Here is a 12,488-nt window from a genome sequence, read left to right as displayed (position 1 = left end):
CAATGATCCGGAGTTTCCGCCACATAGGGTCTTGAGCAACTCTTCACGACAGGCACAACCAAAGGCATCGATGCGCAGCAATCCGGCAAACGACGTCGAATCCTGCTCGCCCTGACCACCGCCGAGGGTCCGCAAAACATGAACACACCGAACTACCGTCTGCACCAACTGACAGGCGCACGCAAAGGCGAATGGTCCGTTTGGGTTTCTGGGAACTGGCGCTTGGTGTTCGAATTCGACGGCACGGCTGTCGTGAACGACGATCTGGTTGACTACCACTAACGCGCGTTGTGCAGAACGTTCACAGCGCCCTAACACGCGGTCAAAGCGAACCGCGATCTCACACCGATGATGCACCGGAGAGCTGATTAAGATGTTCAACCCGCCCCACCCCGGCGAAATCATCCGGGAGGACTACCTCAAGCCGCTCGGTCTCACGGTCACCGCCGCCGCAGCGGGGCTACACGTCACGCGCAAGACGCTATCGGATCTCCTGAACGGTCACAGCGGCGTGTCTCCCGAAATGGCTATCAGGCTCGAAAAGGCCAACTGGACCACCGCCGATCATTGGCTGCGAATGCAGATGCAATATGATCTCTGGCACGCAAGGCAGCGGGCCTTGGCGATCGACATCGTTCCGTTCAGTGCTCCTGACGAACGGGCATTGGCCTAAGTCGTGCAGACAGTGCGACGGCCACCTCGTGGAGGTCGGAGCGTAGGCTGCTTCTGTCCGACGCGCTTGTCTGTCCGTCGGCGTGCCACCGGATCGCACGCGCCCAGCGCGTGGCACGCTATCACTCCAGTCGTTTCCGCTGACGCTGACGACAGCAGCAAAACGCCACGACCGCGCTTTTTAGCTCACTGCGGGATACTAATTCCCCAGCGCCCGGTCCACCTTGCGCCCAGCCGCCTGACCCGGCCCCTGCGGCGGATCCAACGTGTCCTGCACCTTATTTCCAGCGTTATCCAGGCTCGATCCAGCCTTCTCGGCCGGTCCTTCCTGGTGGCAGGCAGCCAGCCCAGCCAGCATCAGGGTGCAGCCAGCAAGCAGCAGCATTCGGCGCATCGACATCTCGCGAAAAGTGGGAACCACCGTAACGACGCAGCCGCAATCGGGTTGCATGTCCCCTCCGGCGCCGAACACACCTGACCGATGCGCTTCTCCGATCTGTTCATTCCCCGCCCGGTCGCCACCATCCTGCTCTCGATCGGGCTTATGCTGTCCGGCCTCGTCGCCTATCGCTTCCTGCCCGTCGCCGCGCTGCCCAGCGTCGACATCCCCACCATCATCGTGTTCGCCGCCCGCCCCGGCGCCGACCCCGAAACCATGGCGAACTCGATCGCCGCCCCGCTGGAACGCCGCCTCGGCGTGATCGCCGGCGTCACCGAGATCACCTCGGTCTCCGCCGTCGGCAACACCTCCATCATCATCCAGTTCGACATCGACCGCGACATCAACGGCGCCGCCCACGACGTGCAGGCCGCGATCAACGCCGCCACCGTGGACCTGCCCGCCGACCTGCCGACCCGGCCCTATTACCGCAAATTCAACCCCGCTGACGCCCCGGTGCTGCAGATCGCGCTGTCCTCCACCACGCTCTCCACCGCGCAGCTTTACGATGCCGCCGACACCATCCTGGCGCAGCGCCTGTCGCAGTCCCCCGGCGTGGCCCAGGTCACCGTCAACGGATCAGAGAAACCCGCCGTGCGCATCCAACTCGATCCGGTCCGCCTCGCCGCCGCCGGGCTGTCCGGACAAGACGTCTATACCGCCGTCCGCAACGCCAACGTGCTGCAGCCGCTGGGCGGCTTCGAGGGCACCGATCAGGCCTCCTCGATCGGCATCAACGGCCAGATCTGGCAGGCCGCGCAATACCGCCCGCTGATCGTCAAGACCGTCAAGGGCGCCACCCTGCGGCTGTCCGACGTGGCCAGCGTGATCAACAGCACCACCAACACCCGGCTGGCCGCCTGGGACGGCAAGCAGCCGGCCATCCTGCTCACCATTACCAAGTCATCCGGCGCCAACGTCATCGCCACCGCCGACGGCGTGCGCGCGCTGCTGCCGCAACTGCTGCGCTGGCTGCCGCCAGGCATCCAGGTCTCGGTGATGTCGGATCGCACCACCACGATCCGAGCCAGCGTGGCCGACGTGCAGTACACCCTGCTGATCACCATCGCGCTGGTGCTGATGGTGGTGCTGGTCTTCATGCGCCGCCTGATCCCCACCCTGGCCGCCGCCGTCACCGTGCCGCTCTCGATCAGCGGCACCCTCGCCGGCATGTGGTTCATGGGCTACGCGATCGACAACTTCTCGCTGATGGCGCTCACCGTCTCGGTCGGCTTCGTGGTCGACGACGCCATCGTCATGATCGAGAACATCGTGCGCCACGCCGAACGCGGCATGCCGGCCATGCAGGCCGCCCGCGTCGGCGCCCGCCAGATCGGCTTCACCGTGCTCTCGATCAGCATCTCCCTGGTCGCGGTGTTCATCCCGCTGCTGTTCATGGGCGGCATCCTCGGCCGGCTGTTCCACGAATTCGCCATGACCCTGACGATGGCGATCGCGGTCTCCGCCGTGGTCTCGCTGTCGGTGACGCCAATGATCTGCGGCCGCTACATGACCGTGGCCGAACCCAAGGGCGGACACGGAAGGCTGTGGCGTATCATCGACGCCGCGCTGCGCCGCACCGAACAATTCTACGCCCGCACCCTGGACTGGGCGCTGGCGCACCGGGTGTTCATGCTGCTGCTCACGCTGCTCACCATCGTGCTGACCATAAGGATGTACGGCGTGGTGCCGAAAGGCTTCATGCCGCAGCAGGACACCGGCATCATCCAGGGCTCGACCCAGGCCGACCCCGACGTCTCGTTCCAGACCATGCAACACCTGCAGCGCCGGGCGGTCGATGTGCTGCTGGCCGACCCAGCCATCGCGACGGTGTCCTCCACCGTCGGCGTGTCGTCCGGTTGGGCCTCGCTGAACCGCGGCTGGATGACCATCAGCCTGAAGCCGCGCAGCCAGCGCTCGCTCTCCGCCGAGGCCGTCATCGACCGCCTGCGCGGCGAACTGGGTCGGGTCAAGGGCATCCAGACCTTCCTGTTCTCCGCCCAGGACCTGCGCGGCGGCGGCCGCCAGGGCGGCTCGCAATACCAATACGCGCTCACCGCACAGGACCTCGGCCAGATGCGCCACTGGGCACAGGCGCTGGAGGACGAGCTGAAGCACACCCCCGGCCTGGTCGACGTCGCCTCCGACCAGGACAAGGCCGGCCCGCAGATCAACGTCATCATCGACCGCGACGCCGCGGCAAGGCTCGGCGTGCGCACCAGCGACATCGACAACGCGCTGAACAACGCCTACGCCCAGCGCCAGGTCTCCACCATCTACGCCCAACGCAACCAGTACAAGGTCGTGCTGGAGATCGACCCAAAGTTGCAGACCGATCCCTCGCTGCTGTCCCGCCTCTACGTCGGCGCCGCCGGCGGCGCCCAGGTGCCGCTGTCCGCGGTGGCGCACTTCGAGCGCGGCACCACCCCGCTCGCGGTGCGCCACCAGGGCCAGTTCCCCGCCGCCACGCTCAGCTTCAACCTGGCTCCCGGCGTGGCGCTGGAAACCGGCGAAACCGCGGTCGAGAACGCCGCCCGCGAACTGCGCATGCCCGACGACGTCCATACCGGCTTCGCCGGCAACGCCCAATACCTGAAGAAATCGCTCGCCTCCGAACCACTGCTGATCGCCGCGGCATTCATCTCGATCTACATCGTGCTGGGCGTGCTCTACGAAAGCCTGCTGCACCCGCTGACCATCATCTCCACCCTGCCATCGGCCGGCCTCGGCGCCCTGCTGGCGCTGTGGCTGACCGGAACCGAGCTGTCGATCATGGGACTGATCGGCATCATCCTGCTGATGGGGATCGTCAAGAAGAACGCCATCATGATGGTCGATTTCGCCCTGGAACAGGAACGCCAGCGCGGACTGTCGCCGTTCGAGGCGATCCATTCCGCCTGCCTGGAACGCTTCCGCCCGATCACCATGACCACCCTGGCCGCGCTGCTGGGGGCGCTGCCGCTGGCACTCGCCTTCGGCACCGGATCGGAGCTGCGCCGCCCCTTGGGCATCGCCATCGTCGGCGGCCTGATCGTGTCGCAGATGCTGACGCTCTACACCACGCCGGTGGTCTACCTGGCGCTGGAACGCCTGGCCGGACGGCGCGGCGCGGTCTGGCATCGCGGCTCGCCCGAACCCGCCCCGCTCAGCGCGGAATGACGCCCCCGAGGGCAAGCCGCCAGGCAAACCCGGCTGGAGGGCGATGCACGCTTTTGGTGGCATCACCAAAAGCGTGCATCGCCCTCCCGAACAAAGCGTTTAAGCGAGGCGGCCAGTGGGAAGCCGCCAGGACGGACTCGCCAGTGCCCCGGCACGACGGATGGCCCGCTGTTGCTCGCCGAGGGGCCGGGAAGCCGCCAGGACGAAGCCGCCAATCGGCAGCTTCCCGCGCGCGACCAGTCAGCTAACACAGCGGGTCGGCAGCACCGCTCACCGCAGCACGAACGTGACATATCCGGCAGTCACCCAGACCGCGAGCGACAGGATCACGCCATGGATCAGGCCACGCATCATGCGCTCCTGATCGCAGGTGGCGAGTTTCGCCTGTGCTCCGGTCGGGGGCCTGGACCGGGTGATGGCCGGAATTTGCCGCATCGATTGCTCCTTTGTCGGAGTCTTCGATAACAGGCTGGTGATGCATGGCCAATCGGAATCAAAACGGCGCGAGCGAATCGAATCCGCCGACCTCCAGATTCCGTGAACTAGAGGGAACAATGTGACGCAATAAATATGCAATCATAAACTATGCATTACCGCATCAAAAATTGTAGCTTATTTGCCACAAATCAAACCGTTGTCAGTAGCACATGACGCATCGCCTCATGACAAAACGGAAAATCATTATGATACTATTTCTTTCTTCAAAAAGTAGTTGCAAGCTCACGGGAATGTGAGTTCACTGATCACATATCTGTGACCAGGCCGGGCCCCGGCCGCCGTTGAGGAGGATCCCAATGCAAATACCGCGTAGCTCGGCTCGACTGCCGACCGGCACCGCATTCGATATTCCCGATCTGCTCATGCTCCAGGCCTGGACCGAATTCCACGGCCTGCGCATGGCCATCGAACTCGACGTCTGCGCCGAAGGCGAGGAATACGAGGAACTCCTGGCGCTCTACGAAAACAATTGCGCGTTCCGCCGCTGGATGCTGTGGCGCTCTTGCGACGGCATCTTCGTGCAGCCGGCAAACGGGCGCACCATGCTGTTCGACGCCATGTCCGAAGTGCTCGAAATCCTGATCCCGTTTCGCGAATAACAGCCGCGCCGCGCACCGCGCCCGCCCCAAACCCCGCCGGCCACCGAACGCGAGCGCCGGGTCCAACGCGACGCCAGCAGGCGACCCGGCACATCGCCACGCATGGATATCGCCACACAGGCAATCCGGCGTGACCAACAGCAAGCTGAAGCCCGCTGTCGCGGCTTGACCGATACCGCCCACGCCAACAGGCTGCCCCATGGCACAACCACCAAGGCACAACCACCAAAGGCCCCCCGCTTGATCAGCCGGCCCATCGTCGAACACCACGACCAGGTCCGCCCGGAGTGGATCGACTCCAACGGCCATATGAACCTTGCCTACTACGTCGTGGTGTTCGATTACGCCACCGACGCCCTGTACCGCACGCTGGATATCGGCGACGGCTACCGCCAGGCCTCGGGCAATTCCTGCTTCACCGCCGAAACCCACACGCTCTATGAACGCGAGGTCCACCTCGGCGACCGCCTCCTGGTGCGCACCTGGCTGCTCGGCGCCGACACCAAACGCCTCCATTACTTACACGAAATGTTCCACGCCGAAAGCGGCGACCGCTCGGCGGTGCAGGAACTGATGGCACTGCACATCGACCTGACGATCCGTCGGGTGACGCCATTCCCCTCCGACCAATACGCCGCCCTGCAACGAGCGGTCAGCGAATACGCCCCCGCCACGCCGCCGACCGGCGCCGGCCGCAGGATCGCGCTGCCCAATCGGTGAATGGGCGCGCCCGGCCCGAACACCCATATACCCAGTCGATGCCCCTGCGTCCTCCCGTACCCGACCCACCCGAGGCGCCGCTGCCGCTGCGCGCCTTCCTGCGCGCGATCCGCAGCAATACCCTGACGATCTGGCCGCGCGATGCCTATCGCCAGGACAGCACGGTGCGCCGCTTCATGGGTCGCACCAACGCACTGCTGAACGCACCCGACGCGATCCACCACGTCCTGGTCGGCAATCCGGCGAACTATCGCCGTTCACCCGCCTCGATCCGCATCCTGCGACCAATCACCGGCGCCGGCCTGCTGCTGGCCGAAGGCGAGGACTGGAAGTTCCAGCGCCGCACCGTCGCCCCGGCGCTGACCCCGCGGGTGATGCCGATGCTGGGCCGCCATATCGCCACCGTGACCAACGCCGCCCTCGCCCGGCTGGACGCGCAGGCCAGCCAACCGATCGACCTGCTGGCCACCATGCAGACCCTGGCGTTGGACATCGCCGGGCGCTCGATGTTCTCGCTGGAAATGGATCAGTACGGCCCGCCAATGCGGCGGCTACTGACCGAATTCGGCGACCGCCATGCCCGGCCGCGCTTGCTCGACATGCTGCTGCCGCCCGCCATCCCGACACCCGCCGATATCGGCCGCGCCCGCTTCAACAAACGCTGGATGGCATTGATCGAGACCATGCTGAGCGCCCGCCTGGCAACCCCGCAACCGGAGCTGCCACGCGACCTGTTCGATCTGCTGCGCGCCGCCCGCGACCCCGAAACCGGAGCCGGTTTCTCGCCCGCGCAACTGCGCGACCAGATCGCCACGCTGATCCTCGCGGGACACGAAACCACCGCGGTCACCCTGTTCTGGGCCCTGATCATGCTGGCCGAGGCGCCAGACGAACAGCAATGGCTGGCCCAAGAGACCGCCGCCACCACGATCGAACCCGAGACGGCCTACGAAGCGGTCGCCACGCTAAACCGCACCCGCGCGGTGGTGAACGAGACGCTGCGCCTGTTCCCCCCCGCCTTCACCATCGTGCGAGAAGCCATCGGCCACGACCGCATCGGCGAGCTCGAACTGCCGCCGCGAACCCTGTTGATGATCGCACCCTGGGTGCTGCACCGACACCACGGCCTGTGGCGCGATCCAGCGTCCTTCTGCCCGGCCCGGTTCATGCCGGATCAGCCACCGCCGCCACGCTTCGCCTTCCTGCCGTTCGGCGCCGGACCAAGGATCTGCGTCGGCGCCCAGTTCGCGATGACCGAGGCGGTCCTGGTGCTCGCCGCGCTCACCGCCCGGTTCCGCTTCACCCGAACCGACACCCGCCCGGTCCTGCCGGTCGGCATCGTGACGACCCAACCGGATCACCCGGCGAGGATCCGCCTGACACCGCGCACCTGAACCAGCCCCGCCTACCGCATCATGACTGACGCGACCCCGCAACCCACGACCCCCGCGTGATGACCGGGCGCGGCCCAGCCACCCACAACCCCCCACGTCATGACCGGGGCAAGCCCGGCCACCCACAACCCCCCGCCCGGTCACTCACGACGCCCCGTGTCATGACCGGGCTCGAACTCGCCACCCACGACCCCCGCGTCATGACCGGGCGCGGCCAGGTTACCCACGACTTGCCGCCCTGACCGAACCAACCGCGCGGCAACCCAACCGCGACAACTCAAAGACCAAACGCATCGCGGATCTTCTCGGCGTGCTCCAGCGGCGTCGTCCGGCCAGCCTCGATTGTCAAATCGTAAACCATCTCGCGATGAACACGATCATATTGCCAGCGCGCCAAACCCAACTGCCGGTCGCCGCGCCCGCGCTCCCTCGCTTCCACCACCTCCAGCGCTGCGAACAGACCGACAAAGCGAACCTCGAACCGACCCAGCAGCGAACGGTACTCGCGCGCCTTGTCCAGACCGATCATCACCTCATCGACGATCAGGTTGTTCCCCGCCGCGGCCATCGCCGCCACCGCCAGACGCATGCCCCGCATCGCCCGCTCCACCACCGGCCCCGATCGGACACTGACCGACCGCTTCTCCTGCCCCTCGATCGCCTCCAGCATCAAGCCGTCCGGGTGGCCCAACATGGAAGCGGGCAGCATGTCGATGAACGCGTCCATCGCAACATGCAGAAACGGTCTGACAACGATCGTCTGCAGCGCCCGAGCGGTCGAACTCTTGCCTACGCTGCCGACGCCATTGAGAATGATTACCTGAACTTGCGCCATCGCCATCCCTTGCCTTCGAAATGCGCCGAGCAGCCGCTGGACGTTTCAAGGCGGCAAGCCACCTGGGCATCAGCTCGAGCGTCAGCGCCAGTTCGTTCCACTGCGAAGTAGCGGGCGACAAAAATGCCGACCTGCGGCATCTCGTCGGAAACAGCCGGGTTCGCTCGCACCCATCGCGGCCTCCGGTTGAGCGGCCGAGCCGGCTCAGTGCGGCAGTTGGAACGCCTGCAGGTACGTCAACAGGTACGTCAATACGCCGACGAACATCGCCACGATCGCGAAAGCGATGAAGGCCATTGTGGCGAGGATACCCCAGATGGCGTTGGACGACGGCTTTTTCGCGAGCTCAAGGCGGATATCGGTCAGCAACGCCTCAATATGCTGCATCCGCGCATCCGCCGCATCTGCCCGCTTTTCGTAAGCCTCCAGCCGGTAGGTAGCGAGGTCAATCATCCCCGAAATGATGGTCATTTCCTACAACACAGACAAGGCCGGGGCGTGCCTCACTTTGCAAATCTCACGCGTAGACGCGAATGCCTTGGGAAAGAAGTCTTGCAATTCGACCAACGTTCACATATTGTTCAAGCAACGACCGACACCCCGCAACCGCAACCCGAACCGAGGCCCGATGTCGCCGCCAACCAACACCACCGCCATCCTCGACACCGTCCTCGGCCACCTCGCCCGCCATTTCCTCGTCGCCACCAACGGCGACCCGGTTGCCGCCCGCCACGCCGCCGCCTGCCTGCTCGCTTCCTACGGCACAAGGACCGACGCCGAACTTGAACTCGCCGCCGACATCGTCAGCTTTAGCTTCCACGCGCTTGAAGCGCTCAGTGAGTCCGCCGCGCCCGACCTGTCGTTGAACCAGAAGCTGCGATTGCGCGCCGGCGCGGTCAATCTCAGCCGCGAGGGCCACAAGGCCCGCCGCAAGCTCGATCAAGTGACAACAGCCCGCGCCGAAGCCTCGCACGCCCCGCCAGCCGTTGCCGACCTCCCGCCCAGCCCCGGCTCGGCCGTCGACGCCCGGCTGTCCCAGGACCCGGCCGCCTCAATCACCCCAGAAGCGGCGGCCAAAGCCCCGCTCAGCCCCGAACCTCCCGCGGGCCTCGAAATCCCCGCCGCCCGCGAAACCACCGCGCCAACCCCGGCCGCCGACACGCCGCCGTCAATCCAGCCGCCGCACCAAACGCCGCGGGACAGCGGCAGAGGCCTGCCCTGGACACGCTCCGCGCGGCAGCGTCACGCGGCGCAGATCATCACCGAGAACCTCCGCCGCAACGCAGCGATTGCCGCACAATCGGCAGCCGTCCCGCCATCGACCCAGCCCGGGCCCCGTCAGCCTGACCCACCGTCAGCCTGACCCACCGTCAGCCTGACCGACCTTCAGCCCGGCCCACCCTCAGCCCGGCCCACCCTCAGCCCGGCCCACCCTCAGCCCGGCCCACCCTCAGCCCGACCCACCCTCAGCCCGACCCACCCTCAGCCTGACCCACCCTCAGCCTGACCCACCGGACCGCTTACCCCGCCGCCACCGCAACCGCCCTGCCGCCCTGGGCGATCCGCAGCACCAGCAGCGCCGCCATCAGGCAGGCGACGCCGCTGGCCAGGAACGCCGGCACATAGCTACCGGTCAGATAACGCGTCTCCCCCGCCCCCAACGCCGCCAACGCCCCGCCGATCTGATGCCCCGCCACGATCCACGACACGATCACCGGCGCGTCGTCCCTGCCGAACACCTCGTTGGTCAGAGCCACCGTCGGTGGCACCGTCGCCACCCAGTCCAGCCCATAGAACGCCGCAAAGATCGCCAGGCTGACCACGTCGAAATCGGTGAACGGCAGCACCACCAGCGAAAGCCCGCGCAGCCCATAATACCAGAACAACAGGATCCGAGGGTCGAAGCGGTCGGTCAGATAGCCCGAGATCGTGGTGCCGAACAGGTCGAACACCCCCATCGCCGCCAGCAGCCCCGCCGCGCTGACCTCGGCAATGCCATGATCCACGCAGAACGGAATCAGATGCGTCGCCACCAATCCGTTGGTGGAAAACCCGCACACCGAGAAACTGATGAACAGCAACCAGAAATCGATCGACCGGACGCCCCGCAGCAAACCCGCGATCGCGATGCCGAACGCCCCCAACCGCGCCGGCGACCCCGCCGGAGCCAACACCTCGTCCGATCCGAACTGCGCCGACGACCCCGCCGATCGCACCGGCGGACCCACCACCTCGTCCGATTCGAACGCCCCCAACCGCGCCGGCGACCCCGCCGATCCTACCGGCGGAGCCACCACCTCGTCCGATCCGAACGGCCCAAGCCCGATCGAGGCCGGACTCTCCGGCAGCATCAGCAGCACCACCGGGATCAACGCCAGGATCACCCCGGCCACCACCAACGGCACGATGTGCCAGCCATGCGACACCACCAGACCCGCCAGCAGCGGCAGGAACACCAGTTGCCCGGACGCATTGCTCGCCGTCAGCAGCCCCACCACCAGGCCGCGCCGGCGCACGAACCAGCGGTTGGCGATCGCCGTCGCCAGCCCCACCATGCCGGCCCCCGATCCCAGCCCAACCAGCACCCCCCAGGTCAGATACAACTGCCAGATCTCGGACACGAACGCGCTCAGCCCGGACCCCAGGACCAGCAGCAGCATCGAGCACAGCACCGTTCGCTTCAGCCCGATCACCTGGATCAGCGCCGCGGCGAACGGCCCGACCAGCCCGAACAGCAGCAGGTTCAGCGACACCGCCCCCGAGATCACCGCCGTGTTCCACCCAAACGCCCGCTGCAGCGGCACGATCAGCACGCCAGGCGTCGCCCGCACCCCGACCGAGGCGAGGATCACGACAAACATCAGCCCCACTACCACCCACGCATAGTGCAGCCGCCCGGCCAACAGCCGAGCCATCACCCTAGGTCCCACGCCAAACTCCACCCAATGTCGATCGACCATGACGGTCGTCATATCGCTGTCAAGCACCACCCGGCACCCGCACCGGGCAATTGCATTTGCCTCAACCGCACGATGCTGGAACCACGGATGCGAAAACGATCTGCAAGGTCTTTGCACCCGGTCTTCAGCCAAACGCCTATCGGCGTGCATCGGTGTGCATCTGCGGTTCCGAACCGCTTTCTCCTGGTCAAACCGCGTCCGACGAATTGCCCTTACAGAGAATCCAAATGCGGCTACCCTGACCACCCGCGTCTCATCGCCGACCCATGTCCCGTCGCCCGTTGCCCGGCCCGCCTCACCGCGCAAGTCCTACCGACCGTGTGCCCCCACCCGTGTGATGCGCGCCCGTGTCATCACCTGGCTTGGCCCCACAACCCACGGCTCGCAATGCCGATACCATCATGCCACAACCGGCGCCGCCACGTGCTACGCTACACCCGATCCGCGGGGAGACCGGCAATGACCGAATCAAGGCCGTTCTATCACGACGGAATGCGCGCGTTACAGGACCGCTTCGATGGCCGCCGCGTCGCCGACCGACTGGCTCAGCACCGAAGGCGCTACGATTTCTGGGACGCGGACCGCGCCATGATCGAGGCCGCCCCATTCTTCTTCATCGCCACGTCGTTCGGCGACTACAGCGATTGCAGCATGCGCTCCGGCATGCCCGGCTTCGTCAAGATCGTCGCCCCCGGCTCCATCGAGTTCCCCGAATACGACGGCAACTCGATGTACCGCACGCTCGGCAATATCAGCCGAAACCCCAACGTCGGACTGCTGTTCGTGAAATTCGACGGCATCACCGCGCGCATCCGCATCAATGGCCGAGCCGCCCTCCGGCACGATGCCGACACCCTGGGCCGCCACCACGCGGCGAAGCTCGTGGTGCGCGTCGAATGCGAGCTGTTCTCCAATTGCCCGCGCGCGGTGCACGACCTTCAGGGCGGACGATTGTCCGGCTATCTGCCGCGCCCCGGCTACGATCCGCCCGCGCCGGAATGGAAAAGCCGGGATTATATCAAGCAAATCCTGCCCCAGAACGACCCGCACCGCGGCGAATAGATCGCGCCCGGCGCTCCGACCCGCCCCCACGCCTGACCAACGGCCGCATGGCGCCCACTCGCACGATTGTTACGCTGGTGGAGATTTTGCCCGGCGCCGTCCTGCTGTAGTGTCCCAGACTGCCGAGTCGTCGCCCGCCAACATCGCGCA

At 66.1% G+C, this 12,488-nt stretch carries 12 protein-coding genes and 1 pseudogene; 8 read left to right on the top strand and 5 right to left on the bottom strand.

Going from position 1 to position 12,488, the window contains the following annotated elements; genetic code table 11:
• Positions 1-42: 42 nt before the first annotated feature.
• Both ACQY4T_RS16775 and ACQY4T_RS16770 read left to right on the top strand, forming a co-directional pair.
• Positions 43-282 (top strand): annotated as a pseudogene (locus tag ACQY4T_RS16775) (type II toxin-antitoxin system RelE/ParE family toxin); the annotation flags it as partial.
• A gap of 91 nt (positions 283-373) precedes the next feature.
• Positions 374-673 carry a HigA family addiction module antitoxin gene (locus ACQY4T_RS16770; protein ID WP_428532862.1) on the top strand — a complete coding sequence of 100 codons (300 nt, stop codon included), beginning with the start codon at positions 374-376 and terminating at the stop codon, positions 671-673.
• Between the two features lie 198 nt (positions 674-871).
• Here the strand turns inward: ACQY4T_RS16770 and ACQY4T_RS16765 are convergent, their stop codons facing one another.
• A complete protein-coding gene (locus ACQY4T_RS16765; protein ID WP_428532859.1) occupies positions 872-1,123 on the bottom strand; it encodes a hypothetical protein in 252 nt (83 codons plus the stop codon).
• Between the two features lie 30 nt (positions 1,124-1,153).
• On the opposite strand from ACQY4T_RS16765, the gene ACQY4T_RS16760 reads away from it, so the two are divergent.
• Positions 1,154-4,270 carry an efflux RND transporter permease subunit gene (locus ACQY4T_RS16760; protein ID WP_428532856.1) on the top strand — a complete coding sequence of 1,039 codons (3,117 nt, stop codon included), beginning with the start codon at positions 1,154-1,156 and terminating at the stop codon, positions 4,268-4,270.
• A gap of 270 nt (positions 4,271-4,540) precedes the next feature.
• Here ACQY4T_RS16760 and ACQY4T_RS16755 read toward each other — a convergent pair whose 3' ends face one another.
• Positions 4,541-4,705, bottom strand: a complete 165-nt coding sequence (locus tag ACQY4T_RS16755) for a hypothetical protein (RefSeq protein WP_428532853.1) — start codon at positions 4,703-4,705, stop codon at positions 4,541-4,543.
• A gap of 359 nt (positions 4,706-5,064) precedes the next feature.
• On the opposite strand from ACQY4T_RS16755, the gene ACQY4T_RS16750 reads away from it, so the two are divergent.
• The 3 genes from ACQY4T_RS16750 (at position 5,065) to ACQY4T_RS16740 (ending at position 7,481) form a co-directional block, all read left to right on the top strand.
• The gene (locus tag ACQY4T_RS16750) at positions 5,065-5,367 is read left to right on the top strand and encodes a hypothetical protein (protein WP_428532850.1); all 303 of its coding nucleotides are present in this window, start codon (positions 5,065-5,067) and stop codon (positions 5,365-5,367) included.
• 240 nt (positions 5,368-5,607) lie between these two features.
• Complete coding sequence (locus ACQY4T_RS16745; RefSeq protein WP_428532847.1) at positions 5,608-6,087, top strand: thioesterase family protein; 480 nt, start codon at positions 5,608-5,610, stop codon at positions 6,085-6,087.
• A gap of 38 nt (positions 6,088-6,125) precedes the next feature.
• A complete protein-coding gene (locus ACQY4T_RS16740; RefSeq protein WP_428532844.1) occupies positions 6,126-7,481 on the top strand; it encodes a cytochrome P450 in 1,356 nt (451 codons plus the stop codon).
• Between the two features lie 277 nt (positions 7,482-7,758).
• On the opposite strand, the gene ACQY4T_RS16735 is transcribed toward ACQY4T_RS16740, so the two are convergent.
• Together ACQY4T_RS16735 and ACQY4T_RS16730 are read right to left on the bottom strand one after the other, a co-directional pair.
• Positions 7,759-8,316, bottom strand: coding sequence for a chloramphenicol phosphotransferase CPT family protein (locus ACQY4T_RS16735; protein ID WP_428532841.1), 558 nt, complete (start codon positions 8,314-8,316; stop codon positions 7,759-7,761).
• Positions 8,317-8,520: 204 nt separating this feature from the next.
• The gene (locus ACQY4T_RS16730) at positions 8,521-8,787 is read right to left on the bottom strand and encodes a hypothetical protein (RefSeq protein ID WP_428532838.1); all 267 of its coding nucleotides are present in this window, start codon (positions 8,785-8,787) and stop codon (positions 8,521-8,523) included.
• A gap of 157 nt (positions 8,788-8,944) precedes the next feature.
• Between ACQY4T_RS16730 and ACQY4T_RS16725 the strand changes: the two genes are divergently transcribed.
• Positions 8,945-9,679: a hypothetical protein gene (locus tag ACQY4T_RS16725; protein WP_428532835.1), complete on the top strand. Its 735-nt coding sequence runs from the start codon at positions 8,945-8,947 to the stop codon at positions 9,677-9,679.
• 157 nt (positions 9,680-9,836) lie between these two features.
• Here ACQY4T_RS16725 and ACQY4T_RS16720 read toward each other — a convergent pair whose 3' ends face one another.
• Positions 9,837-11,288: an MFS transporter gene (locus tag ACQY4T_RS16720; RefSeq protein ID WP_428532832.1), complete on the bottom strand. Its 1,452-nt coding sequence runs from the start codon at positions 11,286-11,288 to the stop codon at positions 9,837-9,839.
• 447 nt (positions 11,289-11,735) lie between these two features.
• Here ACQY4T_RS16720 and ACQY4T_RS16715 point away from each other — a divergent pair, with 447 nt between their 5' ends.
• Positions 11,736-12,338 carry a pyridoxamine 5'-phosphate oxidase family protein gene (locus ACQY4T_RS16715; RefSeq protein ID WP_428532825.1) on the top strand — a complete coding sequence of 201 codons (603 nt, stop codon included), beginning with the start codon at positions 11,736-11,738 and terminating at the stop codon, positions 12,336-12,338.
• Positions 12,339-12,488 lie beyond the last annotated feature (150 nt).

Source organism: Rhodopila sp., from assembly GCF_965277825.1.
Lineage (GTDB): Bacteria > Pseudomonadota > Alphaproteobacteria > Acetobacterales > Acetobacteraceae > Rhodopila.
This window is presented reverse-complemented; position numbering and strand designations above follow the sequence as displayed.